The organism is Biomaibacter sp. TOL (assembly GCF_059717795.1).
Genome location: NZ_AP046092.1, coordinates 2,286,980 through 2,313,674, shown reverse-complemented (window position 1 = coordinate 2,313,674; position 26,695 = coordinate 2,286,980). Strand labels below are relative to the sequence as shown.

At 46.9% G+C, this 26,695-nt stretch carries 32 protein-coding genes, 1 tRNA gene, 1 riboswitch and 1 other annotated feature; of the genes, 20 read left to right on the top strand and 13 right to left on the bottom strand.

Features of this window, described 5'->3' with window-relative positions:
* Nucleotides 1-16 precede the first annotated feature (16 nt).
* The gene (locus AC6I1H_RS11490; protein WP_497737719.1) at nt 17-337 is read right to left on the bottom strand and encodes a rod-binding protein; all 321 of its coding nucleotides are present in this window, start codon (nt 335-337) and stop codon (nt 17-19) included.
* Between the two features lie 12 nt (nt 338-349).
* Nucleotides 350-1,156 (bottom strand): flagellar basal-body rod protein FlgG, encoded by an 807-nt coding sequence (gene flgG / locus AC6I1H_RS11485; protein WP_497737718.1) that lies wholly within the window; start codon nt 1,154-1,156, stop codon nt 350-352.
* A gap of 424 nt (nt 1,157-1,580) precedes the next feature.
* On the opposite strand from flgG, the gene AC6I1H_RS11480 reads away from it, so the two are divergent.
* Nucleotides 1,581-2,825 carry an IS110 family RNA-guided transposase gene (locus AC6I1H_RS11480; RefSeq protein ID WP_497737717.1) on the top strand — a complete coding sequence of 415 codons (1,245 nt, stop codon included), beginning with the start codon at nt 1,581-1,583 and terminating at the stop codon, nt 2,823-2,825.
* A 243-nt stretch (nt 2,826-3,068) separates the two neighbouring features.
* On the opposite strand, the gene flgF is transcribed toward AC6I1H_RS11480, so the two are convergent.
* From flgF to AC6I1H_RS11455, 5 genes are all read right to left on the bottom strand, one after another.
* Nucleotides 3,069-3,836 (bottom strand): flagellar basal-body rod protein FlgF, encoded by a 768-nt coding sequence (flgF, locus tag AC6I1H_RS11475; RefSeq protein WP_497737716.1) that lies wholly within the window; start codon nt 3,834-3,836, stop codon nt 3,069-3,071.
* A gap of 26 nt (nt 3,837-3,862) precedes the next feature.
* The gene (mreB, locus tag AC6I1H_RS11470; protein ID WP_497737715.1) at nt 3,863-4,861 is read right to left on the bottom strand and encodes a rod shape-determining protein MreB; all 999 of its coding nucleotides are present in this window, start codon (nt 4,859-4,861) and stop codon (nt 3,863-3,865) included.
* Nucleotides 4,862-4,953: 92 nt separating this feature from the next.
* Nucleotides 4,954-5,202, bottom strand: a complete 249-nt coding sequence (gene spoIIID, locus AC6I1H_RS11465) for a sporulation transcriptional regulator SpoIIID (RefSeq protein WP_497737714.1) — start codon at nt 5,200-5,202, stop codon at nt 4,954-4,956.
* A 104-nt stretch (nt 5,203-5,306) separates the two neighbouring features.
* Nucleotides 5,307-6,227 (bottom strand): peptidoglycan DD-metalloendopeptidase family protein, encoded by a 921-nt coding sequence (locus AC6I1H_RS11460; protein ID WP_497737713.1) that lies wholly within the window; start codon nt 6,225-6,227, stop codon nt 5,307-5,309.
* Between the two features lie 684 nt (nt 6,228-6,911).
* Nucleotides 6,912-7,925 (bottom strand): hypothetical protein, encoded by a 1,014-nt coding sequence (locus AC6I1H_RS11455; RefSeq protein ID WP_497737712.1) that lies wholly within the window; start codon nt 7,923-7,925, stop codon nt 6,912-6,914.
* A 200-nt stretch (nt 7,926-8,125) separates the two neighbouring features.
* Between AC6I1H_RS11455 and AC6I1H_RS11450 the strand changes: the two genes are divergently transcribed.
* From AC6I1H_RS11450 to AC6I1H_RS11395, 12 genes are all read left to right on the top strand, one after another.
* Nucleotides 8,126-8,350: a hypothetical protein gene (locus tag AC6I1H_RS11450; RefSeq protein WP_497737711.1), complete on the top strand. Its 225-nt coding sequence runs from the start codon at nt 8,126-8,128 to the stop codon at nt 8,348-8,350.
* Between the two features lie 6 nt (nt 8,351-8,356).
* A complete protein-coding gene (locus AC6I1H_RS11445; RefSeq protein ID WP_497737710.1) occupies nt 8,357-9,133 on the top strand; it encodes a bifunctional DNA primase/polymerase in 777 nt (258 codons plus the stop codon).
* Nucleotides 9,123-10,430 (top strand): DNA primase family protein, encoded by a 1,308-nt coding sequence (locus AC6I1H_RS11440; RefSeq protein ID WP_497737709.1) that lies wholly within the window; start codon nt 9,123-9,125, stop codon nt 10,428-10,430. The genes AC6I1H_RS11445 and AC6I1H_RS11440 overlap by 11 nt, the downstream gene beginning before the upstream one ends.
* Nucleotides 10,431-10,792: 362 nt before the next feature.
* Complete coding sequence (locus AC6I1H_RS11435) at nt 10,793-11,032, top strand: hypothetical protein (RefSeq protein ID WP_497737708.1); 240 nt, start codon at nt 10,793-10,795, stop codon at nt 11,030-11,032.
* On the top strand, nt 11,026-11,460 hold the full coding sequence (locus AC6I1H_RS11430; protein ID WP_497737707.1) for a hypothetical protein: 435 nt from the start codon (nt 11,026-11,028) through the stop codon (nt 11,458-11,460). The genes AC6I1H_RS11435 and AC6I1H_RS11430 overlap by 7 nt, the downstream gene beginning before the upstream one ends.
* Nucleotides 11,453-11,809: a hypothetical protein gene (locus AC6I1H_RS11425; RefSeq protein ID WP_497737706.1), complete on the top strand. Its 357-nt coding sequence runs from the start codon at nt 11,453-11,455 to the stop codon at nt 11,807-11,809. Before AC6I1H_RS11430 ends, AC6I1H_RS11425 begins: the two co-directional genes overlap by 8 nt.
* A gap of 332 nt (nt 11,810-12,141) precedes the next feature.
* Complete coding sequence (locus tag AC6I1H_RS11420) at nt 12,142-15,570, top strand: hypothetical protein (protein WP_497737705.1); 3,429 nt, start codon at nt 12,142-12,144, stop codon at nt 15,568-15,570.
* A 570-nt stretch (nt 15,571-16,140) separates the two neighbouring features.
* On the top strand, nt 16,141-16,560 hold the full coding sequence (locus AC6I1H_RS11415) for a hypothetical protein (protein WP_497737704.1): 420 nt from the start codon (nt 16,141-16,143) through the stop codon (nt 16,558-16,560).
* Nucleotides 16,553-16,726: a hypothetical protein gene (locus AC6I1H_RS11410; RefSeq protein WP_497737703.1), complete on the top strand. Its 174-nt coding sequence runs from the start codon at nt 16,553-16,555 to the stop codon at nt 16,724-16,726. The genes AC6I1H_RS11415 and AC6I1H_RS11410 overlap by 8 nt, the downstream gene beginning before the upstream one ends.
* Nucleotides 16,695-17,015 (top strand): hypothetical protein, encoded by a 321-nt coding sequence (locus tag AC6I1H_RS11405; protein WP_497737702.1) that lies wholly within the window; start codon nt 16,695-16,697, stop codon nt 17,013-17,015. Before AC6I1H_RS11410 ends, AC6I1H_RS11405 begins: the two co-directional genes overlap by 32 nt.
* Nucleotides 17,016-17,089: 74 nt before the next feature.
* The gene (locus AC6I1H_RS11400) at nt 17,090-17,518 is read left to right on the top strand and encodes a hypothetical protein (protein WP_497737701.1); all 429 of its coding nucleotides are present in this window, start codon (nt 17,090-17,092) and stop codon (nt 17,516-17,518) included.
* Nucleotides 17,505-18,245, top strand: a complete 741-nt coding sequence (locus AC6I1H_RS11395; protein WP_497737700.1) for a sigma-70 family RNA polymerase sigma factor — start codon at nt 17,505-17,507, stop codon at nt 18,243-18,245. The genes AC6I1H_RS11400 and AC6I1H_RS11395 overlap by 14 nt, the downstream gene beginning before the upstream one ends.
* 331 nt (nt 18,246-18,576) lie before the next feature.
* On the opposite strand, the gene AC6I1H_RS11390 is transcribed toward AC6I1H_RS11395, so the two are convergent.
* The gene (locus AC6I1H_RS11390; RefSeq protein ID WP_497737699.1) at nt 18,577-18,909 is read right to left on the bottom strand and encodes a hypothetical protein; all 333 of its coding nucleotides are present in this window, start codon (nt 18,907-18,909) and stop codon (nt 18,577-18,579) included.
* Between the two features lie 222 nt (nt 18,910-19,131).
* On the opposite strand from AC6I1H_RS11390, the gene AC6I1H_RS11385 reads away from it, so the two are divergent.
* From AC6I1H_RS11385 to AC6I1H_RS11370, 4 genes are all read left to right on the top strand, one after another.
* Nucleotides 19,132-19,395 (top strand): helix-turn-helix domain-containing protein, encoded by a 264-nt coding sequence (locus tag AC6I1H_RS11385; RefSeq protein WP_497737698.1) that lies wholly within the window; start codon nt 19,132-19,134, stop codon nt 19,393-19,395.
* A gap of 6 nt (nt 19,396-19,401) precedes the next feature.
* Entirely contained in the window at nt 19,402-19,596 is a 195-nt protein-coding gene (locus tag AC6I1H_RS11380) for a type II toxin-antitoxin system HicA family toxin (RefSeq protein WP_497737697.1), read from the top strand.
* 2 nt (nt 19,597-19,598) lie between these two features.
* Entirely contained in the window at nt 19,599-19,823 is a 225-nt protein-coding gene (locus tag AC6I1H_RS11375) for a type II toxin-antitoxin system HicB family antitoxin (RefSeq protein WP_497737696.1), read from the top strand.
* A 95-nt stretch (nt 19,824-19,918) separates the two neighbouring features.
* Entirely contained in the window at nt 19,919-21,109 is a 1,191-nt protein-coding gene (locus AC6I1H_RS11370; RefSeq protein ID WP_497737695.1) for a site-specific integrase, read from the top strand.
* Between the two features lie 70 nt (nt 21,110-21,179).
* Here AC6I1H_RS11370 and AC6I1H_RS11365 read toward each other — a convergent pair.
* The 3 genes from AC6I1H_RS11365 to AC6I1H_RS11355 form a co-directional block, all read right to left on the bottom strand.
* Nucleotides 21,180-21,254, bottom strand: a tRNA-Thr gene (locus tag AC6I1H_RS11365).
* A 48-nt stretch (nt 21,255-21,302) separates the two neighbouring features.
* Nucleotides 21,303-21,479, bottom strand: coding sequence for a hypothetical protein (locus tag AC6I1H_RS11360; RefSeq protein WP_497737694.1), 177 nt, complete (start codon nt 21,477-21,479; stop codon nt 21,303-21,305).
* A 74-nt stretch (nt 21,480-21,553) separates the two neighbouring features.
* Entirely contained in the window at nt 21,554-22,354 is an 801-nt protein-coding gene (locus tag AC6I1H_RS11355) for a lipid II flippase Amj family protein (RefSeq protein WP_497737693.1), read from the bottom strand.
* Nucleotides 22,355-22,562: 208 nt separating this feature from the next.
* Here AC6I1H_RS11355 and AC6I1H_RS11350 point away from each other — a divergent pair, with 208 nt between their 5' ends.
* Both AC6I1H_RS11350 and AC6I1H_RS11345 read left to right on the top strand, forming a co-directional pair.
* Complete coding sequence (locus AC6I1H_RS11350) at nt 22,563-23,525, top strand: glycosyl hydrolase family 18 protein (protein WP_497737692.1); 963 nt, start codon at nt 22,563-22,565, stop codon at nt 23,523-23,525.
* A gap of 89 nt (nt 23,526-23,614) precedes the next feature.
* Entirely contained in the window at nt 23,615-23,857 is a 243-nt protein-coding gene (locus AC6I1H_RS11345; protein ID WP_497737691.1) for a DUF1540 domain-containing protein, read from the top strand.
* Between the two features lie 39 nt (nt 23,858-23,896).
* On the opposite strand, the gene AC6I1H_RS11340 is transcribed toward AC6I1H_RS11345, so the two are convergent.
* On the bottom strand, nt 23,897-24,052 hold the full coding sequence (locus tag AC6I1H_RS11340) for a hypothetical protein (RefSeq protein WP_497737690.1): 156 nt from the start codon (nt 24,050-24,052) through the stop codon (nt 23,897-23,899).
* A gap of 131 nt (nt 24,053-24,183) precedes the next feature.
* A riboswitch (Lysine riboswitch) is annotated at nt 24,184-24,363 on the bottom strand.
* A 106-nt stretch (nt 24,364-24,469) separates the two neighbouring features.
* Nucleotides 24,470-25,750 carry a serine--tRNA ligase gene (gene serS, locus AC6I1H_RS11335; protein ID WP_497737689.1) on the bottom strand — a complete coding sequence of 427 codons (1,281 nt, stop codon included), beginning with the start codon at nt 25,748-25,750 and terminating at the stop codon, nt 24,470-24,472.
* Between the two features lie 49 nt (nt 25,751-25,799).
* Nucleotides 25,800-25,985 (bottom strand) — a binding site (T-box leader).
* 210 nt (nt 25,986-26,195) lie between these two features.
* On the opposite strand from serS, the gene AC6I1H_RS11330 reads away from it, so the two are divergent.
* Nucleotides 26,196-26,687: an ECF transporter S component gene (locus tag AC6I1H_RS11330; protein ID WP_497737688.1), complete on the top strand. Its 492-nt coding sequence runs from the start codon at nt 26,196-26,198 to the stop codon at nt 26,685-26,687.
* Nucleotides 26,688-26,695 lie beyond the last annotated feature (8 nt).

Sequence of the window (26,695 nt, the reverse complement as noted above, 5' to 3'; positions counted from 1 at the left end):
ATAGTTATGTCTTGTTTTAAATGTATTTTGACAGCTGTTTGTATATTTGATCCGCAAGACCCAGCCCTCCGCCTTTGGAAAGCTCCTCTGCCAGAGCTTCGTCGTGCATCGATTGAATTATATCATATGAAACACCCTGCTCAAAAAAGCCTTCTTTTGGAACCGTGTCGCGCATTTTCTGCAAAAGATAATACAAAAATATGGATTCAAACTGCTGACAGGCCTTTTTCAATTGTTGTCTGGATTCGATGCCGGTCAAATTTTTGCTTCTTTCGGCAGAAACGGTTTTATCTGACTGCTGTGCGGCAGAATATGCCGCGCCGTTTATTACAACCATATTCCACCATCCCTATTGTCTGAGATTGTTGGCCTCTCCCAGCATCTCATCGGAAGTCTGGATAGCCTTTGTGTTAATCTCATAGGCTCTCTGGGCTGTGATGAGGTTTACCATTTCTTCCACCACCTGCACATTGGACATCTCCAGAAAGCCCTGAAGGATGGACCCGTATCCGGGATCTTCAGCATCCTGTTTCAACTGGTATTCCCCGGAAGCGGCAGTCTGTTCATATAAATTATTGCCGCAGGCCAGCAGACCTTCCGGGTTCATAAACTTCACCAGGCCGATCTGTCCCAGTTCATCAATTTCGCCGTCTTCATTTTTGCCTGTTATGAGGCCGTCTGTGGAAATACTTATATCACTATAACCTTCAGGTATTGTTATATAGTCTTCGTCAGAGCTCAACACATAATATCCCTCAGATGTTACCAGGTTTCTGTCCGTGCCGTCCACCGAAACCTTAAAGGCGCCGTCTCGGGTAAATGCCTTTGTTCCGTCTGGCCTTTCCACCATGAAAAATCCATCTCCATCAATGGCCAGATCGAAGGTATTGTCTGTCTCCTCCAGGCTACCTTGACTAAACGATCTGGTGGTGGCCGCCGGCCTGACGCCGTGTCCCACCTGAAGCCCTACAGGATTTCCCAATCCTTGCTGGTATACATCGGGCCTTTTTAAAGTCTCATAAAGGAGATCTTTGAATTCGGCTCTGCTCTTTTTAAAACCTGAGGTATTTACATTTGCAAGATTATTTGAAATTATATCCACATTGAGCTGCTGCGCCTTCATTCCCGAGCTGGCACTCCAAAGTGCCCTCATCATGGTAAAACCCTCCTTGTATAATAAGAATATCTAAAGATTTGGTTTACATAAAATCATATTTACTACGTTATTTTTCTTTTAGTATCTTGCTCTTTGACAATTGAATAAAAAGGTCTTTACAATCCTGGGGTGTCTTTGGGAAAATAGCCATAGGTGTCTACCAAGGGAATGTTCGTATGCCTCCTGTTGACCCTTATATACAAGGGTTCTTCCAAATTGAGAGTGTTCCCCTGGCCCCATGATATAGACCTACACGCTGACTGTTTCCCGGCCGATCACCCCTTCCGCAAGCAGAGGAAGGCTCGTGCACCGGTGATCCCCGGTGTATTCCAATAGTTTCGCAAGGTTGTCGTTCATGGGTTTCCCAGGGACATCCCAGGATTGTAGGCATCTTCATCCTTTAGCAAAAAGGAGGTGATTTTCTATGACTTATCCCTTGTTTGTCGGGATTGATGTAAGCAGCAGTGATAACGTTGTATGTTGTTTGACAAAGGATGAAGAAAAGAAACCTTTATGTCGCTTTACTGTGTCAAATAACCGACCGGGTATTATGGAATTTAGAGAACGCATCGTTTCATTGGTACATAAACACGGATTTGATCAAATTCTGTTCGGTTTGGAGCATACGGGCTGTTATTCGACTCATGCAGCGATGTATCTTGAGCGACATCTTGATTTTGAGTGTGGTGATGTTAAGGTCTATGTGTTTAATCCGAGTCTTATTAAAGAGTTTAAGAAATCTCATTATCTTGATGCCCCCAAGAATGATAGGATTGACGCATGGTTTATTGCATCAAAACTCAGATCCGGCCATCTCCCGCATCCTTTTACCTGGAGTGAGCCTTTGCTTTCGCTTCAGTATTTAACACGGGCTCGTTTTCATCTGATGCAGGATTTGACACGGGAAAGCAATTTCCTCATGACTTACCTTTATTTGAAGTTTAGTGACTATACTGTCGGACCCTTTAGTAAAACCAAGCTTTCTACAACTTCGCTTTCAGTTATGGAGGAGTTTGAGTCCGTTGAAGAATTGGCCGAGATGTCTATTGACCAACTGGTAAGTTTTCTGGTGGATAAGGGTAAGAATCGTTTCGACGACCCTCAGGCTGTTGCATTATCGCTGCAAAAAGCCGCACGTTCTTCTTATCGTTTGCCTAAGTCTATGGCTGATTCGGTAAACCTTGCTATGGCTTCTAGTATTCGCGTCATTCGTGCTATTCAGGATGAGCTTAAATCCCTGAGGAAAGCCATTGAGGACCATTTGAAGACGATTCCTCAAACCCTTGATTCGGTGCCGGGTATTGGCCCTGTTTTTGCTGCCGGTATGCTGGCCGAAATTGGTGATATCCGACAGTTTAGTAGTCATAAACAATTGGCCAAGTTCGCCGGTCTTGCGTGGACCGAGAACCAGTCTGGCAATTTTACAGCTTCTCAGACCAGGCTTATTCATTCGGGCAACCGTTATCTGAAGTATTATTTCATCGAAGCGGCAAACAGTGTCAGGGTGCACGATCCTGTTTTTGCCGAATATTATGCTCGTAAGGTAGCGGAGCCGAAGGTTTATGCCGAAAAACGTGCCCTTGCGCTTACTGCTCGTAAACTCGTGCGGTTAGTCGATTGTCTGCTGCGAACTAACCGACTTTATGAAGCCCGGGGAGGGATTTCATAAATTTCTTTAGAATTATGTTTTAATTTTTTAACTCACCATTTATTTTCCATTTTATGGTATATGGTGGGCTTAGTTTAGTATTGTCTTTTTTTGATTCACTCCCGCATGTAGCAGTAATTTCTTTTGTATTATGTTAACTTAGGGCCTTGACATAATACCGCTGCTCTCAAAAATCATTATTTCACTGCTTCGGTCATTCCGCAGTGGAGGGCCCCTGCAATGCAGTCCGGCCCTGCTTGAAAATTACAGCCGCGCTATGTCGTTTACGGCTTTGCTCAAGGTATCGTCGTTGGCTTTAACGACCTTTTGATTGGCTTCATAGGCTCTGAAAGCCGCAATCATGTCCACCATCTCGCCGATAGGATTGACATTGGAGCCTTCCAGCGCCCCCTGGATTACCTCGCTGTTTGAATCAATGGGCTGCTGGGTCGTAGAATAAAGATTATCTCCCTCTTTCAACAGCAGTCTTAAATCGGCGAAAGACACCACCGATAGCCTGTCCACAAAATTGCCGCCGGAGAACACATCGCCGCGAATATTGATGAAAATGTCGCTGCCGTCGGGAAGTTGAATGGGACCGTTTTGCCCCATCACATAATAACCGTCGCTCGTGACAAGATAGCCCTGCTCATTTCTTGTGAAACTTCCATCCCTGGTGAAACGTACTCCAGCCGGGGTTTGCACTTCAAAAAATCCGTCCCCGGACAATGCGAGGTCCAGCGGATTTGATGTGTTTTCTATAGTGCCGCGGCTGAAATCCGTGCTTATTTCATCCACCATAGCCCCGGTTCCCAAAACGCCTATGAAAGGCCTGGGATCAATTTTATCCCTAGGTGTGATTACTGCGGGATCGTCGATGCGATTAATATTCATCTCAGGGAAAGCGCGAAATATGGCTCTGTCTTTTTTAAAACCGCTGGTGTTTATATTTGCCAGATTGTTTGAAATCACATCGGTTCTGGCCATTTCCGCCATCAATCCGGACGCTGAAGTGTACAGACCTCTGATCACTTAATCACCTCCCCGAAAAAGTTTTTTTATTTTGTATATATCGTGTTGGGCCCAAGTATGTCCAAATTTTCCAGAGCCCTGCCTGCTCCAAGGGCGACACAGGAAATCGCGTCATCCGCCACGGTTACAGGTATGCCGGTATGATGGGAAATCAATTTGCCAAGGCCTTTGAGCAGCGAACCGCCGCCTGTCATGACAATGCCCCGTTCGCTTATATCCGAAGAAAGTTCCGGCGGGGTTTTTTCAAGCACTCCAAAAATGGCATTTATAATCTGATCTACGGGTTCCAGTAAAGCTTCGCGGGTTTGTTCGGCTGTGATGGTTATATTCTGCGGAAGCCCGGTTATAAGGCTTCTGCCCCTTACGTCCATGGTTGTTGAATCGTCACCTTCGGGGAAAACGTTGGCGACTCCTATTTTTACTTCTTCGGCGGTCCTTTCCCCTATCATTAAATTGAACTCTTTTTTTACATATCGTACAATGGCTTCATCAAACTTATCTCCGGCCACACGAATGGATTCGCCACATACGATGCCTCCGAGAGAAAGCACGGCAATATCTGTGGTGCCGCCGCCTATGTCCACCACCATGCTTCCAAAAGGTTTTGATATGTCTATTCCCGCTCCAATGGCTGCCGCTACCGGTTCTTCAATCAGAAAAGTCTGGCGCGAACCTGCGGCTGTGGCAGCTTCAATGACTGCTCTCTTTTCCACCGTGGTGATAACCGCCGGGACACAGATCATAATTCTGGGACGGAAAATCCGGCGGGGAACCACCTTGTTTAAAAAATACTTGAGCATAAGTTCGGTGGTGGTGTAATCGGCGATGACCCCTTCCCGAAGAGGCCTTATGGCCACTATGTTGCCCGGTGTTCTGCCTATCATTTTCCGGGCTTCTTCTCCTACAGCCAGCATCTTGCCGCTGTCTTTGTCGAGAGCCACCACAGAAGGCTCTTTTAAGACTATTCCTTTGCCGCGAACATAAACCAGAACCGACGCTGTTCCAAGATCAATGCCTATATCCATGAAAAATTTGTTACCTCCTGTAAATTTTAACAACAATTTACTATCTAATTCTACATTCTTGATAAAAATCCTTCTATGATTTTAAAAAGTTGTTAAAGATTTAAATACTTTTTTTTGGTGGCTTTTCCTCCCCGGATGTGCCGCTCCGCTTTGTTGTATTCCAGGACTTCCTTCACCATCTTCGCTTTTTCGGGATTTATCTCCAGCAGCCTTTCGGTCATATCTTTATGGACCGTGCTTTTTGAAACTCCGAAAATTTTTGCCGCCTGCCTTACGGTTGCTTTAGTTTCGATAATATATGCGGCGATATCGAGTATGCGTTCCCTCATATAGTCCTTCACGGCGAATCCCCCTCCAAGCAGTTTTAGTAAATATATATGATGCTTGATGCTTTTCTAGAAGAAAAAAAACAAAAGTGCGGCAATTTTTACCGCACTTTTTTAATTCAGTTCATTTTGGGGAGATATTGCTGCGGATCTATGTTCTCCCCACCTTTTAATACCTCAAAGTGCAGGTGGGGCGGGTCTTCTATTTCATAGGGCGCCGTTTTCCCAACAGCACCGATTATCTGGCCCTTTTTAACATGTTTCCCCTTTTGCACAAGTTGACCTGATGAAAGATTGCCGTATATAGTCCTGACATCTCCGCCGTGGTCGATTACCACCACTACCCCAAGCCGCGGATCGCCGATCCTTACCTCAGCCACCATACCTTCCATTGCGGCTTTCACCGGAGAACCTTCGTCAGCGGCAATATCTATACCATAGTGGGAGTTCCACTGCTCCAGCGTCTTAGAAAATATGAGTTTGTCTACAGCATAATCGGCTATAATCCTGCCTGTCACCGGCATGGCCATTGTCATTAGAGACGATTGGCTTGCGGCTGGCGCAGTCTTGATTTCGGTCGTGCCGACGGCAGATGTGTCGGAAAGATTTTGCCGCTCCGGCTCCGCCTTTTCAGCTACATCAACCTGATTGCCGCTGCTTTTTTGCATTTTTTTATTGTCGGTCCGGGTATTTTCATTTATTTGATTTTCTGAAGCGTCAAGTTTGCTTTGAGAGCCGGGAAGGCTGTACTCTTTCTTTAATTTTTCTTCATCCAGCCGGTTTTCATTTAGATTTACCTGCCATTGCCTCAAATCTGGAGTTCGCTCTCCGCCGTGGCTTACATCCTGATGTGTAGCCCTGAAATACCAGAATGCGCCGTTTACGGCAAGCAATATGATCATCAACGCCGTAAAAGCCACAACCCTTTTTGGTATTTTGCCTATCATTTTTATCGGTTTGACATTTCCAGCCGTTTTAAGAAGTTTTCTCAGTTTCACGGTAGGTGAAGAAAATTTCACCGGCCACTTGAATCGGTACATAAAATCACCTCATCTATATTATGGCCGGAAATTTCCTTAATTATACTTATGTGGGACATATTTCTTTTAGCAGGATACAGTTTTTATCCGTGATAAAGTCAAAAAGTATATATTAAAATATAAAATAACTCGGGCACTAAATGACCGACAAACAACAAAAATAGCTTCCGTTTAAATATCCCGGAAGCCTTGATTTCATTGGAGCTGATGGAGGGATTCGAACCCTCGACCTGCGCATTACGAGTGCGCTACAGCATATTTTACGGCAGTTTAAGGAATTTTACAAAAATCCGCAATTCCTTACGCATCAAGGGTTTTAAGGGATTTTACCATTGTCTACCAAGTCAATAAATTATATATATTTCACCTAGTTGGTGACAAAATCGTGATAAAAAATCGACCTGCAAATCCGCATTACATAAGAGTCCGCAAAAATATATGTGACAAACAGGCCCTTTTAACACTCTATTGGTCGGCTTATCTCGAAATCAGTTTGCAAAAAGAAAAAGAATGGACGGCAAGGCCGCCTGTGTAAACTATATGGTGGTGTTCATTACTGGAAAAACCCGGCGATCCAAGCCGGGCTTTTTTTGTTTTTACGAAGGAAAAGCCCTGCAGAGCAGGGCCGGGAGAGGACACAGAAGGCAAAAACACGCTTCAATATCATGTTACATGCAGACGGTATCACGTCAGGTGCAGGGCTTTTCTTACAGCCTCCTTCAATTCATTTTCACTGCGAACGCCTTTATTCCATTGCTTATTAATAATTTCCTTTACAGCTTCGTGCCTCTCACGATTGTGTTTTGCATCAAGCGTCTTATAGAAGTAGCGTATTACCTTCTGCTTTACGGCAGTATCCAGCATTTTCCGCTTGTGATTTTCGTTGTAGTAGTCACCCTTTAAAGCGGGCAGGCCGCAACCGCATTTGCACTTTTTCGGTTCGGATTTGCCGAATACTACTTTCGCAACAGCGAAAGTGAAGGCATCAGACGGAGTTGAACAAATTATAAACATTTTGTTGTGTTTGTTATAGCCAGGCTTCAGCGTCAAATGTCTCTGCAGCAGAAGTGCTGCGTTTTTTATTATCTGCTCATGGACATACTTAATGATGTCCTCACGTGTTTTCAGGGAATTCATGCCTGCCGCCGGAATTGTGAAAAACGGCCAAGGTTTTCTGGGTGCAGGATAAAACTTCACTTCGCCGTCTATAACTATCGGTTTATAGATTTTTGCCGGTTTATTGAACATCCTGTCAAGCATTTCATTAGCTTTCAAGGGCTTAATCAGTATATCCTCGATTAGTTTCCTATTAGGTGACACACCATTTATATAAATGCTCAATACATTCAAAAGCATGATTAGGTAAAACCCGAAAAGCATCTCTTTAAGGCTACCCAGCGTAACTTCATTACCTGAAAAAAGCGGTCCATATTTCAAAAATAAATTCTTCACATCATCCAGCGACCCATCCTCAAATAAAAGCCTATCACTGGTATCGAACAAATCCATAACAAATTTATCGTCAAGAGCAATTCTGGCCTTTGTATCGACTTCCCAGCGCAAAACCGGTTCCGTCTCTGGTTCGCCCAGCCGTCGTGCCATAGCCGCACGACGTGCATCCAGCGGCTTTTCTTCAAGCCAGACCTTTTCGCATTTAAAATTTTTATAACCTAAATCCAGCAGCATTGGAATCCGCATGTATCAACACCTCCAGGGTTCAAAAGTATGCAGTGGTATGCAGCAGAATTTGCATTAACGACTAACCATATTATACAATAAAACAGGAAAAAATCAAGACGCCGAACCTTGATAACTGAATGAGGAGGATTCCACGAGGTCTGAAATGCTGACCGATGGTGTGGAATCGAAAAATAATAAATTTTGGAGGGGGTGTTTTTATGATGAACCCGATTGGCAAAATTATGGAAGATAAAGATGTGGATTTGCGAGGATTGGCAGCTTGGCTTAATGTTAGCTATCATCAGCTCTGGGAGACCTTTCGAGGTTATCCAAAGGACGTCCCACGAGGCCTACTGCAGGCGCTGGCAGCGAAGGGATATGATGTCCGCCAAATAGCCCTTGATTACAGGGTATGGAGAAGCTCATTAATTGGCGGGAAGTGATTTTGCATGACGGCGAAAACAGTTCATGAATATGCCCTAGAGTATCTGAACAAAGGATGGTCTATTATTCCTATTTTGCCCAATTCCAAAAAGCCAGCCCTTAATAGTTGGAAGGAGTTTCAAAGGCGGAAGCCTGATGAGAACGAACTTCAGGAGTGGTTTAAAGAGCATCCAAACTTGAATATCGCTGTGGTAACCGGTACTGTTTCCGGCCTTGTGGTCCTTGACATCGATGCTCACAAGGATGGGCTTGAAACCCTGAAAAAACTTAACCTGCCGCCAACTTACGGTGTAATAACACCACACGGCGGAACACACTTATATTTTCATCACCCTGGTGGGCATATCACAGGTCGGGTCAACTGGAAATCGGGTATAGACATCCGGGCGGATGGCAACTACGTGATGGCACCACCTTCGCAAATTGAAGGGAAGGCGTACGAGGTCATTTCAAATGCGCCCGTCACTGACCTGCCGGCTGGGGTTGTCGAGCAGTTAACCGCAAAAAATAACACAAATTTAACTAAAGGAAATCGGGATTGGTTGACGCTGGTTAAAGATGGTGTGGCCGAAGGTGAGCGGAATACCACAATCGCCGCATTATCGGGCTACCTCATGCGGAAGGGGATCGATCCATTTATAGTTCTGGAGCTTTGCCTGGTGTGGAACGCAGTCAGGTGCTCACCACCGCTACCGGAGCGTGAAGTAATCCGAACTGTGGATTCTGTTGCTGGGTTGGAACTCCAACGGCGAAAGGCGGGTGAAAGGCGGTATGTTGGATAACGTTATTGCACTGTCAAAATACGCTTCGGGTGGCGTTTTCTTCGACGGTAAAACCTTCATTCCCAAATACCTCGGTGATGCCATAATGGCGAGCCATCGATTCATATACTGCAATGGTATCCTTTATGTATACGAGGACGGCGTGTATCGACCGAAAGGATACGAGTTGGTGCGTCGGGAATGTGAACGGTTATTGGGGGATGCTTTCCGCAAGAACCGGGTGGAAGAGACGATTTATTACATCGAGACTAGATCGCTTAAACAACCGGAGGAACTGAATACAAATAGAAATCTCCTGAATTTAAAAAATGGGTTGCTGGACCTGAACACGAAAGAACTGCTGCCACATACACCGGAAGTTCTAAGCACGATACGCATCCCTGTAGAATACAATCCTGAGGCCACGTGCCCGAATATTGATAAGTTTTTCAAAACTACGCTGCCCTGGGATTGTGTGCCACTGGTTGAAGAATTGTTTGGGTATTGTCTCATACCGGATACGCGGTTTGAAAAAGCTTTCATGTTCCACGGCTCCGGCAGCAATGGGAAATCCACGCTTATCATGTTGCTCCAGACCTTCATAGGCAAGGAAAATTCGGCACAGATCCCGCTTCAGGAGCTGGACGAAAATCGGTTCAAGCGCGCGGAGCTTCAGGGAAAGTTGATTAACATTTTCGCTGACCTGGATGGGCGAGCCCTGAAAAGCACCAGTTATTTTAAAACTTTGGTGAGTGGTGACTATATCGACGCGGAGCGAAAGAACAGGGACCCGTTTAGTTTCAAACCATTTGCCCGCTTGATTTTTTCGGCCAATGAAATTCCTAGGAGCTTCGATACATCATATGCATACTACCGCCGGTGGATTATGATACCTTTCCCAAATAGGTTCGTACACGGCCAGGGCGCGGATCCGAATATCTTATCAAAAATCACCACGCCGGATGAGTTATCGGGACTGCTTAATCGAGCCTTGTCAGGGCTTTTCCGTTTGTATGCCCAAGGCTGCTTCAGTCATTCTGAGACTGCTGACATGCTTCTCAAGGATTACAAAATTAAGAATGAAAGTGTGGCCGCTTTCGTGGAAGATTGCGTGGTGGCGGACTCTGAGGGCAAAATTCCCAAGCAGGATCTTTACAAGGAGTACAGAAAATACTGTGACGATAATGGTTTGCAAGCGGTCAGCCAAAAAAGATTTACCAATGCGCTGTACCAGCTAATTTCAGGATTAAAAGAAAGTCGCGACGGAGCAACAGGTCCTCGGGTTTGGATAGGTGTCCGCCTATCAGATACATTCTAGCAAAATGTACACGAATAGCAAGGTTTATACCTGTGTATGCCAGTCACATCAAAGTCTTGCCATGATTTGAGGTTTTTATGCCAGGGTTGTGCCAGGATTGTAGCCATGTTTGGTTGCAGGTATATCAAGGCTTCTGCCAACATAGCCAGGATTTTTATATTTTTTAGGGTTTTTAAAGGAAATAAAATATATAAAGAGTCGAAAAAATCCTGGCAATTGTCTCAAAACCAACAATATCAAGGTTTCCGTAAGCGAAATCATGGCTATAATCCTGGCAATGATGGCTACAATCCTGGCAAACCTAGATGTATCAAGGCTTTGAAGGCGTTTTAGATTGTAAAGCCAAAAGGAGGTATCAAGCCATGGAAACAAAACGGGACTATTTTACGGGTCAAGACGGTCAGGTAAGTCTCTTCGAGTCCGAAAGGAGCACCGCCACCGACACCATAGTCGCCTACGTTCTGGTGGCGCCGGTGAAGGGTCACAGGTACGTCCGGGCCGTGCCGGTACCTGCTTCCGGCAAGCCTGTGGAGCTGGATACTTTTGAAGAGGTGGTTGGTGTGGTTCCGGCTTACGGCGGTGGGAGGCAGCCGGAATGGTAAAGCCTGAGCGCACTCACGAGAGAGACGTGTCGCTCAGCGAGCGGCACCGGCTCTATGGGATCGACTGCCCGGCCGTGGACATCGACTTATTGCTCATCGAATACGACACGGCCACACCTGTGGCCTTAATTGAGTACAAGAATGAACACGGCTATTCGGGACACACGTCATGGACTACTTGGCACGCCCTGGAGACGCTGGCGAACAACGCCATGGTACCGCTTTTTCAGGTGATATACGCCAGTGACTTTTCCCGCTGGCAGGTCAGACCGGTGAACTACATCGCACAGTATAGAATTCCACAACCTGTGGAAATGGATGAACCGGATTTTGTCAGGTTCCTCTATTCCCTTCGTGGCCGTGAGGTGCCGCCGGAGGTGTGGGAGAATATTCGGAAAGCGAAGAAGGAGGTTGTTAGTGGTGCTTAATAAGCGTTTCAGCAGTTATACGGAGGCCGTTGAATTTGCCAGGGAACGGATGAAGGAGTTCATGTCCTGGGACAGCTACGAATACCATGAACGGGAGGTCTACAAATCCGTCGGCTGGTCGCTGGTGCATGACGCCGACCTGCCTGTGGAGGATCGCCTGAAAGGCGCCGAACTTGTCCTGCAGGCATGGTATTACCGCTCAGGCACACCGCTGGACTTCGACAAGTACGTCAGCACATCCCTGAGGCAGGCGCACATCAAGCAGCTGTTTCCAGAAGAGGTGTTCGCCGCTCTTGTGAAAAAATACGGCACAGCAGACGGGAATATCCGCCGACGGCATGTTTTATAAGAACACCCTCACAGGGTATGCGAAAAGGAGGTGGTGAAAACGCTCTCTGCAGTTGACAGTATTCTGCTGGCGGTTATCGGCCTTGTCCTTTCGATTCTGCTTATTGCGGGAAAGCCGCCACCTGTGGTAAAATAAGATGTGAAAATTATACCCTACAAGGGTATCGTGTGTTGCACCAGTACCGTTTCCGCATTACAAGAAACGGGAGGTCCGTCGGCGTTACGGCTACGCCTGACCGGATAGGTCTTCTTTTCGGACCCTGCGAAGGTCAGGTATAGCGTGAGAAACTAACGAATTGCAAATGACGCGGTATGACAGGGAGGGATGTAGCGGTGTTTAACGACTGGACTTACGTAGAAGAACAGGAATGGAGGAAACTGAATAGCAAACCTGCGGAGGCATTGACGCCAGTCGAGCGCAGAGCAAAAACCATTCTCGGCGCACGGCGCGAGCGTGAACAGGCGAAAATGAAGGCTGCTACGGTAGCCATAGCACAGGCTTTCCCACAGGCACCTGCAGAAGACCTGGCACTGCGTGCCGCCTTACTCTACAAACAAATGCAGGAAAAGGGTATTGAGCCGTTACGTCCGTGGGTGGAACAGACCGATCCGCGCGTCCAAGAAGCGGTAAAGACGGTAGCAGCTCCAAAAGAAAAACAACTAGCCTGGCCGTGGCGCGCCCTTCGTTGGATTGGTATGCAGACCGACCGCGTTTGGACGGGCATTAAAGCAGCTAAGCACGGGGAAGGCTTTTGGTTTGGCTTTAAGCGCCCTGAGCTTTACTATGACTTACCGATAATAAGGCCAGAAGAGCTGCCTGCTTCCTGGTCGCCGACGGTGAAGAAAGCTGCTTCGCTACTTGCAGAGATAGGTGGCAGTATTCTGCTTGACCCAACGAATTATATCGGTATCGGCGTTGCAGATGACATTGCTAGAGCAGGGCGTATAATCAAACGAGGAACTGAGGGTCTGGAAGCGGCTTTGGAAGCAGGTAAAGCTGCCTCTAAAGCTGAAGCTGCAGCAAGGGCAGCGCAGCAGGCTTTGAAAGGGCGTGCAGGTTCTCTTGCTGCTCTGGCGAAGGCAGTGTCAAAGGGAGAAATCGGCACTGACCTGGGTAAAGCTGTGAAGACAGCGATAGAAGCCGAGCGTGCAGCCGCGAGAATGCCACGGCACTATTTGATGTTCAATTTGCCGTTTCCCTTACATCGTTACCAGGTGAAGCTCGCTGATGTGGAGCCCTTGCTGGAACAAGCGAGAAGAGTTACCGCTTCTATTCAGTTGTCGCGTGCCATTCGTCCGATTGCTGGAGAAATAGCTCAGCGTTTCCGGGTGACATCTCCAATACCACAGGAGGGTATGAAAGTAGAAGAGTTCACAAGGCTACAAAAGTTTTTGCCGGAGTTGTTCCAGAGATTACGTGAGCTTCCCGGACAGGCTCTAAAAACCGGCAAGGAGATAGTGAAACAGCGCCTTACGGAACTGCCTGAGCTAACTCCGGAAGCCGCTAAAATAGCTTCGCATGTGGCTGAAAATATAACGAACCCTGAGAAAGTCGCAGAACTAAAATCGGTTTTACCGGAGACATTACACGGTGCAGTGGATAAGGCCGTGGAGATTTACCAGAAGAGTCGAGAGGATATAACAAAGGAACTGCTTAAAGAATTTGGAGACGACCCACGCTTCGCGAAAAGACTGATTGAGAACTACGTTCCCCATATCCTTCTGGACCCACCGGAGAAGAAGCGGAAGGCGCTGGAGCGTATCACGTCAGAACTTGATGCGTTGCTCGAAGAGGGAACATTGCCGTCGTGGGTCAAAAAGTCAGAATCGTTCAGCGGCGCAGCTCCCGGTGCGAAACCGTTCTTTACTTATCAGCGGCTTGTGCCTACGATAGAGGACTTGAAGAACTTGGGATTGAATCCTGTAGAGGACATTCGTGTTCTCGACGCAACCTACAGGGCCACTGCGGAAAAGCTGCTGGGCATGAAGCGTATTGCGGACTGGCTGGAACGTGAAGGGTATGTCCTGCCGAAGAGTGCGGCGGCGAAATTGGGCTGGCGTGACGCCGGTGAAGCTTTCCCGTGGCTTCAGAACCGAGGACTGGCGGTGCATCCCGAAGTAACGCGTATGATACGCAACCTCAAGGGCACGATTTCCGGCACCGGCGAAGATTTGAAAGAACTTGCTAGAGCTTTCAACAAAGTCACCAACGTTTTCAAGGGTCTGGTCACAAGTACGCGGCCAGCTTTCCACGCCATAAACATGCTCGGCAATATGCTCCTGATGCGCATGGCCGGTATCCGTTACACTGACCAGGCTGAGGCACTGGGTAAAGCCATTTCTGTTCTGGCAGGCAAACACCCACGTTCCCGGGAGATACTTTCCGAGTTCGCCCGACACGGTCTGGAAGGGCACGGTATGTTTGTGGACACCACGGCCATACCTGCACGGCTGGCGAACGAACTTACGGACTACATGGAAAAGCTGTCCGGCGGGGTTGTAGGAAAAGTCAAGACGATACTTCTGCCGCGGGGCTACAGTTACCCTGAAAAGCTGATGCACGCTCCGTCGTGGCTCGGTGAGCAGACTGACTCTTTAATGCGGTTGGCGGCTTTCATCCACTTCATGGAGAAAGGCATCGCTCCACGGGAAGCAGCCAGGCTGGTGCGCGAGTATATGTTCGACTACAACCAGCTCACGGACACAGAAAGGTGGCTCAGACGCTATTTCATACCGTTCTACGCATGGGCAAGATTCGCACTACCGCGCAGTATTGCGGCTATACTTGCACAGCCGGGAGCCTATACAGGCTATGAGCACATGGTCAGCGCTTTCAGCAACATAGCAGGTGTTGACCGTGCCAAATTACCTTCATGGCTTCAGGGAGCACTCGTCCTCGGTAGTGATGACGACACCGGACGCATACTTTACCTCAATCCGCAACCTCCGTGGCAGCAGCTGTTTTCCCTGCTTGGTCGGGACGAGCTGTCTGGGGAACCGGAATACGGACGTGAACTTGCAGGTATGCTCCATCCAGCAATTCCGGCAGCCGCTATCGCTTTGACTGGTAGAGACATTCAAACAGGCAGGACTGTGCCGGAGGACGTGTTATCTGGGAGTCCCACAAGAGAGCGCCTGACAGAGGCGGCCAAGAAATTCCTTCCGTGGTCGGAAATCGAACGTGCTGTCCCTTCCCTGGCGAAAAAACCCAGAACCACCACAACACCATTTTACGGTTCTCCGGTCGTGTCTTACGACATGCCTTATGCCCAGGCTGTTGAAGTAAAAAAGGCTAAGGACATCCTGGATGAACTGGCGCGAAAACAGGAAGCTACAGGCATTGAAGTACCCACTACCAGCGAAGTGGAGCAGGCTGTCGCCGGAATCGAACGCCGTCAGACTCTGGCGCAGGTGTTGGACGAGGCACGCAGCGACCCCTGGAAACAGCAACTGCTTCGGGCTCTGTTGACCGGTTACGAGTCGCCGCTGGCGGCAATCACAGCTCTACGCAACAACGCCGACCTGCTGAGTGGGTCTCGCACGGAAGTTGTGTCGAAGTTGCGCAGGTTGGTTAATACGGAAAACTACGCAAAACTCCGCATCTATCTAGGGCGTATGCCTACCTTGCGGGACTTCTTTGAACATCGTCAAGCGCTGGAAGAAGGATCACTTCAACCAGTGCCCCCGCAGTTGCGCCGTGCGGAAGCTCTTTTGGAGGAGCTTAATGCAATGCAACAGCTGCAACAAGAACCCGGATTTTAATTATCCGGGTCATGGCGTCCGGCTGAATATCCTGTAAAAGCACCTAATATGAATGCTACAGCAAGCATACAAAGAAGCGCAGTGGGGCTTAATTCCATTACATCGGGTATCATGTAAATATCACCCTCCTTTGTATAACTACTCGGCAATATAATACATCAAGTAGGTGATATTGACAATGCCAAACATTTTGATAGTTTCAGCTTTAGCCGAAACCGTCGGCGTCGCCGTTCGCCTGAAAGCGGAAGGTCACAAATCGAGTAATTTCCAATTATTGGTATATTCTCCATTTTTCTATACAGGTACCCGCTAAGCCTTGGCGCTCGAAGAGTGAAAGGTAGAACACTTTGTATGCCCTCCTATCTCTGTGCACCCTGAGCCTGTGGAGCGCTCCTGATGGGATTTCTGTAACGATGTCACATGCTTTCTGTGGTGTTACAATGTCTACATCGGACAGAGTTGGTGTAAGGGATACCCAGAATGGTGTTTGCCGGAGATATTCTTGGCAGTGCCATCGGTCTGTGGTAAAGTATACCTGAGGGGAGTATAATCCAATGGGACGTGGTCTGTATGCCATATGTTGAGATGTGCACAAAACTGTGCGCAAACGAATTTAAGGAGAACTATGGCAGTGGAAATTTAAAAAGCAATCCGGCAATTGGCTATCGGCTTTATCCAGACAAGATTTTGCTGGTTTTTCCGGTCCATAATGCTCAGGCTGTGAAACGAATCAGGCTGCCGCTCAAAGGAAGGGCACATGGCGGCTGGCTCAGGTGGTGGCTGTGTCCCCTCTGTGGAAGAAAAACACCGGTGCTGTTTCTTCCGAACACGGCTGACAGGTTTGCCTGCCGTTACTGTCACGGGCTTAAATACAGGATGTTTGAAAAGTCGGGCCAGACACGTGTTCCCAAAACAGCGGGAGCATGGTGGAAATGGTTTTACAGGGAAGCTTTCAGGATATTGCCTAGAGAAGGTGACTCCAGTGATTGATGAAGCACTTCAGAAAGCGGCCAGGGCAATTCCAAAGATTATCGACGCTCTGCTAGCAAAAGCTGTGGAGGGAAATGTTGAGGCGGCCAGGCTTCTTTTCGAGTTGTTAGGATTGCTGAAAGGAGGCATAGACTATGGCCTGTTCACCGGCAAAAAGGAACTATGACACAGAATCACCACCTGCTGAACTTTTGGAACAGAAGCGGCAGGTTATCATCGCTGAGGCGGTTGAAGCCGCTCCAGCCGTAATGAAAAAAGTCATCGACATGGCTTTGAGTGGAGACATTGACGCTGCTAAGCTGGTGTTAAAAGTGGCCGGAATTGACCTGAACGGCGGTGGCGGTGCAGGCCGCAATATCCAGAACGCTATTCAGATTAACATAACGCCACAGGAGCAGGCACTCCTGGAACGGGATTTTGCGGAAGGGCGTTTCCTCGATTTCGAGGAAAAATGAGGTGGAGACCGGAGTGAATTCTCCGCCTCCGGCCCATTCCTTTTTCCTTCGCAATCGAGAAGGAGGCGGACGCCTTGAAACTTGATAAAGCCGTTTTCAATTTCATAGAGCACGAATTGCGCAACGTTGAGAAATACAGCAAGCGGTTGCAGGATCTGAACTCAGAAATAGTATCATGCGCCGAAGTAGCCCACATGTGCCGCGTTATAAGAGCTGCTACAAAAGCCCTGAGCGTTTTGAACGAAGGCCACAGGGAGCTGTATGAGCTTCTATACGTGCAGAACAAGCCCTGGCAGCGTGTCTGCGCCGAAATGCACGTCAGCGAAAGGACCTTTTTTCGACTGCGTCGTGAACTTATTGTTGCGGTGGCGGCCAATCTTGGGCTTATAAATTTGTGGAGCGGCAGGGACATGCAGAAACGAATACCACAGGAGGCCGACAGCCATCGGGATACTGACCAAATGCCTGACAGCAAAAGGAGCGGAAGGCATGGCGACAAATGAGGAACTTGCAATGAAAGCCCGAAAAGGTGACCTGGAAGCCCGAAATGAATTGATACTGCGAAACAAAGGATTTATATGGCGCATAGCGAAGAAGGTTTACCGCCAGAGGCCGGATATGGATGTCGAAGACCTCGTCCATGAGGGCATTTTCGGCCTTGTAAGGGCGATAGACGACTACGACCCATCCTGTGGAGCCACGTTTCTCACATACGCAGCCTACTGGATTAGACTAAAAATGCTCCGTGCTATGCGCCGTGAAAATACGGTCTCACTTCAGGAACCAATCTCTGCCAACGACGAAGGAGACAGCCTGACACTGGAGAATGTAATCCCGGACAGCAAGGACCTGTTTACACCTGTGGAAAATAAGTTTGACGGTTACCGGCTGTGGGAACAGGTAAAAGCTGTTTTACCGCCTCTGCAGTATAAAATCATGGTTTACTTCTGTTTCGGGTACAGGATGCGTGTTATCGCTAAAAAATTGGGCATACCCGAAAAAACGGTCTGCAAGATGAAGAACAGGGCCGAGCAGACGCTGCGGAGCTACAAAATACGCCACAGGTTTGAGGCATTCTTAGACGACTGGCTTGATGACAATACCGTATTCATTAGAGCACGGGATTACTCTATACCTGTGGGCAGCAGGTCAAAGCTGAAAAGCCCTGTGGAAAGTGTGGTTTTGCAGCGAGAAGGATTAATTAAAGCTGCAGCAGGTGGGCATATATGAAAAGCCAGGGTATTCCCTAAGCGTTTCCCAAGGCCATGTGATTCTGCATCGTAACGCTTTTGTTGCTTGGCAGTTTCTGGTAAGCGGAATTGAAAATCGGCGTGTATGCGGAATGGGGTATATAGCAATGCCCCGCTCCACGCCCTGAGGTCTCTGGATTGGGATGCCCAAACCCAGAGGGGGTATAACAAACCGATACCCAAACCCAGAATGGGTATATTAAACCGAAGCCAAAAGGTCTCTTGCAAAATGCAAATGGCCTTTCTCCCTTCGTGCTGATGAGAGGGAAGTCAAAGAAAATGCCCTGCATTTCGTGCAGGGCTTATTATGTTTATTCCTCATTAAACTGGTCTTCTTCTGGAAGGTCAGGCCATTCACCATGCTGCAGTAAATGTTCTATAACTTCGATGTCTTCCAATGTGGTTAATAACCATTCCTGTTTTTTCGATAAGCTCTCGTAAATCACTTCAATCTGTTTATCCGTCAATGAATCCCATTTTGCTGCTTTATCATCCAATGCATCCCATAACTCTTCCTGTTCTTCTGTAGCGTACTTGTAAATTCCCATGCTTTGTACATCCGTCAACGAATCCCACAGTTTAGCTTTAAGATTCACCTTCCTTTCCTCCAGTTTTTCCAGGACCTTTTCCATTGATACTGACATTTGTAAAACCTCCCATAATTTTATTTTTAGTAGTCAGGTCTTTTCCTGACTCCGATTATATTGTAGCATATATGCTTCATTTTGTAAATAGTTTTTTGATAAAAATTTAAATCAAATTGAACTGAATTATTGATAAATCGTCATATATATGATACAATATGAACAGACAAATTGTTTGGCTGGTTTGGTCGTAGCAAATCATACGACATGGGAGGTGAATTGATGATTACGTGTAAGCTCGCTACAATCATGGCAGAAAGAGGTGTGCGGCATATCAGTGACCTGTCAGAAAAGACCGGCATAGCAAGGTCCACGTTGACCAAACTGTGGTATAATCAGTCGGATGGAATTCGCTTTGACACACTGGAAAAGCTATGTGAAGCACTAAACTGTACGCCGGCTGATTTGTTGGCTTATACACCCGACAATAAACCACAAACTAATAATGAACAGTCCAAAGAAAACTTTTATGGCAGAAAAGGATAATCGAATATGAAAGTTCGTGAGGTCATAAAGTTAATAGAACAGGATGGCTGGTATATTGTTGCACAGAAAGGAAGCCACAGACAGTTCAAGCATCCTGTAAAGCCAGGACGTGTCACCATAGCCGGTCATCTGAATGATGACCTGGCTCCCGGCACTTTAAACAGCATTTTGAAGCAAGCCAGGTTAAAGGAGGGAAAATAGCCGTGAACAGGTTTCTGGTCGTAATCGAAAAGGCGGATAACAACTATTCCGCATATTCACCGGACCTTCCCGGCTGCGTGGCGACCGGAAAAACTCCACAGGAGGTCAGGGAGAACATGGCCGAAGCCATAAAGATTCACATAAAGGGCCTCAAGGAAGATGGATTGCCCATTCCAGTGCCGACAGCGGAAGCGGATTACATCGGCATTAACCTGCAGGCCCTTTAAATGCCCTTTATAGGCCGGTTTTTTCTTCGCAAATAGTTTTTTATTTAAGCATTAAAAAAGCAGGGCTTAAAAACGATTTTAGGGAGTGTTTTGGTGTGGCTCGTGGAAGCATACGAAAATACGTGGGAAAGGATGGTTCGTATTGGTGGCAGGTTGTTGTAGAAATGAAAGACCCTGTAACGGGTAAGCGGAAACAGAAACGTATAACCGTTCATGGCACTAAAGCAGATGCGGAAAGATTTCTAAACGAAAAGATGCACGAATTAAATCACGGACTTTATTCCGACCCGGGCAAAATGACGCTGGCCGATTATCTGAAATACTGGATCGACAATTATTGCAAGCAAAATCTGGCGGATCGGACCTTGGAAAGGTATGTCGGGATAATAAACCAACACATCATCCCTTCGTTAGGGAATATTCCACTCAGCAAGTTAGTACCGGCACAGATACAAAAATTTTACACTGACGCATTGGAACACGGCCGAAAGGATAATAAGAAAAGTAAGGGCCAATCGTTATCACCTGCCACGGTGACATACTTTCATAGAGTGCTGCATGAAGCTCTGAAACATGCTGTCAATTTAGGGTTTTTGTCATATAATCCAGCAGATAGGGTAAAGCCACCATCACGAAAGGCCGATGGTAAAGAGGACATTAAGGTGTTGACGGATGAACAGATTGCCGGACTGCTTGATGCGGTAAAGGGCACTTACCTTTACATGCCGGTATACTTGGCAATTATGACGGGAGCTCGATTAGGTGAGATACTGGCTCTGAAGTGGTCTGATGTGGACCTGGATAGAAAAGTCATCCAAATCACCGGCTCACTTCAGCAGCGGAAAAAGGATTCGTTCAAGTTTAAGACACCCAAAAGCGGTCGTGGAAGGGCTGTTGAAATTTTTGACTACACAGTGAAGGAATTAAAAAGATATAAAATTGCACAATCCAAACAGCGGTTAGCTTTTGGTGAAGGATACCATGATTATGACCTGGTATGTTGTCAACCAAATGGGTTACCGCTAAATCCAGCCACTGTATCAAGCCGGTTTCTGGATGTAAGCAAAAGGTTAGGGCTTGGTGTATCATTTCACGATTTGCGGCATACACACGCCTCAATAATGCTTCGCCTGGGAATCCCTCCAAAGATTGTTTCTGAGCGGTTGGGACACAGCACTACAAGAATAACAGAAGATATTTACATGCATACGCTTCCAACCCTGCAAAAAGATGCGGCCCGTCTTTTTGAAGAAACGCTCTTCAAAAATTCCGTGACAAATCCGTGACAAAATTCGGCCCAAAATAATAAATGGCAACGGTTTCCAACCTCGAAACCCTTGCCCTGTCTGCATTTTTTGGAGCTGATGGAGGGATTCGAACCCTCGACCTGCGCATTACGAGTGCGCTGCTCTGCCACTGAGCCACATCAGCATACATATATATTTTAACTTGTTTGACGGGATTAGTCAATAACACTCCTTACACTCTTCCCTTGGGGAAAGGATTCTGCCCCCAGTATTTTTTATATAACCACATTAGAAAATAATCCAGGCCGTAGTAACCGGCGTTCATGCCGGCCAGTATGAGCATTATGGCGGCGGTGTACATAAGTCCGTTGGTGGATGCGGTGCCCGCCAGAAGATAATTCAGGTTCATAAAAGCGCCTCTTAGAGAGTGCTGTTTTTGATGTAGTTTTGCAAAAAGCGGGGCAACCCCGCTTTTTTTGTGTCTTATGCTATCATTTTTGTTATAATAACAACCGCTTTCGCCGCCAGTAAAAATATGAACTGGCTGAGCAGGGTGCCGAGAATTTTTCCGCCCACCAGAAATGCCACCATTGTATTGGCTTCCTGCCTCTGCCGCAATCCCTGAAGGGTTTGGTCCGTAATAATCGCCGCCTGAGGGTCCACCACCACAGCCAGAAGTATGGTTGCGGTGCCATTTATAATCCCCGAAAGCTGGCTGGCCGTTATCCGGTACTGCGGCACCAGCGCTCCCGCATATATGGCTGCAAGTACTCCTATGGTGGATATGGATGTTATGATAAGGTTCAACACCAGGAATGTGGGCGGTATTTTCTCCGGCGTCAACCCTTTAAGCAGCGACAATCCCGGTCTTTTGAGGCTTTTTCTTATTTTTCCCATCGGCTTCTGAAATATTATCATACCCAGCAGTTGCGGTATGGAACCCGCAGTCTCAAGTTTTAGTATTCCTTTGGAAAAAATGACCACAAAGCTTGGAATGAGAGCCGCTCCCAGAATGCTTCCCATTGTCGCCGCAGCTATTATCCAGCGGAAATCATGCAGCAGAAATACGGTGCCTCCTTCGTTTATAGCCTTGTCCACTATACTTCCGAGCAGCGGAGCCTGTATCATGTTGGCGGTTCTGGACACAAGCACAATAATATTAAAAAGAGAGATAGCCATGGCAAGCCTTTTAGTCCTGATTCCCGCCAGTCTCACCGAATAAGAGAGAGTGTCAACCATATGAATGGTGGCAGTAAAAAGTATTACAATCAACAATCTTTTCATACTCTACCTCATTTCCAAATGTTCGGCAAAGCGTTTCATTTATTTTTCTCCTCTGCATATTATATAACCGGTTACGCCAATTATCAAGAATAAGCATGAAATCTTCGGAGAGAATCAATACAGGACAAGTCTCTTTTTGCCGGCACCTTACGTCTGCCGTTTGTATAGTATATACCAGAAACTAGTTTTATGCAGGGAGGTTTCCGTTATGGAGCAAATACTTCAAATGCAAAAGGGAAACAACTGGTATTATGTGTCTACAAACCAGGCTCTCATGGATTTGAGGCTTCATGCCCACGAAATAGATAATCTGGTGCCCTTCTGGTTCGGCGTCACGGAGCAGGGAGGGCTCGTAGACCAGTCCCAACCTGACGCTCTTCAGGTGGCAAGAGCAAGGAATCTTCCAATCCTGGCGATTGTCCATAATTATTCCAACCCACAGATGTCGGAACTGATTCACGAACTGCTGACCACACCCGCTCTCAGAGAAAATCTGGTGATTTCCATAGAGGATATACTGGCTTCCAGAGGTTTTGCCGGGGTGAATATAGATTTTGAATTCGTTCCGCCGCCTGACCGAGCAGCACTTAATGCTTTCATGGAGAGGCTTTACAGAAGGCTTTCCCCCCGTTTTAAAGTGACCATTTCAGTTCCTCCGGAAGTGGAAGATAACCCCCAACATCCCTTTTCAGGCGCCTTTGACTACGGCACTCTCGCCATTTTTTCCGACGAACTTTTTATTCTGGCCTACGATGAGCATTTTTCCATTCCCGGTCCCGTTGCATCCATCGGTTTTGTGCGACAGGTTTTAAATTATGCCGTAACAAGAGTGCCACGATACAAAATAAAGCTGGGCATGGCCGCCTATGGCTATGATTGGGTTGCTGCCGGCGGAATGCCCAGGACTCTCTCCTACGACGAGGCGATAACACTGGCAAGGCGGCACGGAGCTGTTATAACCTATGATGAACAGGCTCAGGAATCAACTTTTTCTTATACCACCAACGGAGTGCAGCATATCGTATGGTTTGAAGATGCCCGCAGTTTTTCTGCAAAACTAGATGCTGTCAATGAATACGACTTGGGAGGCATAGCTGTATGGCGCCTGGGTCAGGAAGACCAGAGGGTTTGGAGCATCATAAGGATAAAATTAAAGACAAAAATATTATAATACGTCGAATAATTTGTCATAATATTCCAGCATAACAAAAAAGCTTTTTGTTAGACTATTTGTAGAATATTTAAAAGGAGGTTTATTGCATGGCCAGAATCCACTGCAGTGTATCCAATTGTAACTACTGGAAAAACGGCAATATTTGCGACGCTTCGGAGATAATGGTGACTTCCGACGCAACGGGCGACTTTATGCCAGACAGTTTCGATGCCCTTCAGGCATCAAATGCTCCTCAAACCCCGGTCGAATCGTGTATGGAAACCTGCTGCAAGACTTTTGTACAGTCGGGTTCTCCCGCTAAAAATGCAGATCGTATTTATAAAAAATAGTCGAGAAAAGGCAGTGCTTTACGCGCTGCCTTTTCTCGACTATTTTTTATTTATTTCCACCCACATGAGCTTTTTTATATAATCGGCATACAATTCGGCTCTATCTTTATGATAAAAATTGAGATTCATCTCCTGTCTGAATTTCTCCAGAAAATCGTCTATACCTTCCTCGTCTAAAATAGGAAGCTCCATCATGTTTTCCACCTCATTTTTATTGTTGGCTAAAAAAATCCATATCATTATATAGTATGCAAAAAACGGCTAATGGATACTACCACAGCCGTTTTTTTCGAAAGAAAAGCATATTATGCCCCTCCTTCCCAAAATAGTGTGATAGCGCTCCACCTAAGGCTCGGGAACCTTAAGTGACAGTCCTGCACCTGTTCGATGCAAGCCCAGCCCTTTCGCCTGCCGGCATCAGGGCTTCGGCGGTGGCCCCTTTCGCCTTTTTCATCGGCTGCCGCCTCAAAAGGTTACTCATGGCGCACCGCGCCTCTACCGCACCTCTAACGAGGCAAGGTATGTTATTTTTTAAATTATTTATTTTATTTTATATTGATGAGCGGCATTTGTCAACTGGCTTATTTTACCATATTCCCCGACTTAATTTAATTATTTTTTAATTATTTTTTCCATGCCTCCCATGTATTCCCTTAAAGCCTCGGGAATCGTCACGGAACCATCGGCCTGCTGATAATTCTCCAGTATAGCCGCGGTTGTCCTGCCCACCGCAAGGCCGGAACCGTTCAATGTATGAACGAACTGCGGCTTTGCACCTTTTGCCGGCCGGTATTGTATTCTTGCCCTTCTGGCTTGATAATCCTTGAAGTTGCTGCAGGACGAAATCTCCACATAACGGTTATAGCTGGGCATCCATACTTCTATGTCATAGGTTTTTGCCGATGAAAAGCCTAGGTCCCCGGTGCAGAGGGCCACTACCCGATATGGAAGCCCGAGCAACTGCAGAACTTCCTCGGCATCTTTTGTCAATTTTTCCAGTTCATCCATGGAAGTCTCCGGCTCGGTGAACTTTACCAGTTCAACTTTATTGAACTGGTGCTGCCTTATAAGCCCCCGGGTGTCTCTGCCGGCGGAACCTGCTTCTGCCCTGAAACAACCGCTGTAGGCCACGTAGTATATGGGAAGGGCGTCTTTTTCCAGGATCTCTTCCCGGTGCAGGTTCGTCACCGGCACTTCGGCCGTGGGGATGAGGAAATAGTCAGTATTGTTAAACAGCTTAAAAGCATCTTCCTCAAATTTGGGAAGCTGCCCTGTGCCTGTCATGCTGTCCCGGTTTACTATAAATGGAGGAAATATCTCTGTATAACCGTGTTTTTCTATGTGGAGGTTCAGCATGAAATTAATGAGGGCTCTTTCCAGGCGGGCCCCGGCTCCTTTATACACCGTAAATCTAGACCCAGTGATTTTTCCCGCTCGGTTAAAATCCAGGATGTCAAGAGCTTCGCCTATATCCCAGTGGGGTTTGAAATCAAAGTCAAAGGTTCTGGGGGTCCCCCACCTGCGCACCTCCACATTGTCCGCGTCGCTTTTCCCCACCGGCACGGAGTCGTCGGGAATATTGGGTATTGTAAGAAGAATCTTTTGAAGCTCCATCTCCAGAGCGTTTATTTTATCGTCCATTTCCTTTATGTTCTGGGATACTTCCCGCATTCTGAGGATAAGGTCTTCAACATTTTCACCCTCTTTTTTCCTTCTTGCTATCTCCTCGGACTCCTGGTTTCTCATGCTCTTGAGCTTTTCGACCTCATAGAGCAGGTTTCGTCTCTTTTCATCCATTTTCATAAAATCGTCGATGGCAGCTCCGGTTCCCCTTTTTTTAAGGGCGTCCCTTACTATTTCCGGATTCTGGCGTATAAATTTAATGTCAAGCATGAATTTCATCCTCCCTTATATTTTTTGCTTAAAAAATCCTCCTGCCCCTGCAAGGGGCGGAGGATCCGCGTTGCCACCCTAATTTATATCTTTTCGTCGTAACGGGAAATGCCCGGCGTCTCTTCAAAGACGCTGCTTCGGGGCGGAGTTCGGCAAGGTTTTTTGCCTGCTTGCACCAGCCGCAGGCTCTCTTTTAAAAAAACCGCTACCTACTTTTCCCCTGCATTGCATATTCGCAATATTAGATTATGGTCATATTATATCCAATAATTTTCAGAAAATCAAGGGCTCCTGCTGCAGAATTGGACACAGGAAAATGTAAGGGCTTTCTATTAATTTCTTACTCAAATATTGGCATCAATATGTTGTAGTGATATAATATTAATTACTATCAAGGCTATAATCATTTTAATTTTTTATATAAACGATAATCGGGAGGTCCTTTATGAACGAAAAAATTAAAAAACTGGCTTTTTTGGGCCTTTTTATGGGCCTTCTGGTAATCGCCACATCGGTGCTGCGGTTTCCGGTGCCGACTTTCAATCTATATTTCAACCTGGGTGAATCTGTCATATATCTGGTGGCGCTTATATATGGCGGACCTACCGGAGCTCTTGTGGGAGGTGTTGGCTCCGCTCTTTCCGACCTTATAGCGGGGTATCCGGTATGGGCACCCATCACTTTCGTGATTAAAGGCCTCGAAGGTCTTGTGGTTGGTACCGCTGCCCGAAAGATAAATCCCTACATTGCTGTAACGCTGGGAGCGGTATTAATGATGACCGGATATGCCATTGCGGCGGGAATGCTTTATGGAATAGGCGCCGTACCAGTAGAACTTGCTGGAGATTTTATCCAGGTCTGTTCCGGAGCCGTTATAGCTCTGTTCCTTCACGGCAGATTAAAAAATCTTTCTTTTAACGATGAAGATAAATTTTAGGGGGAATA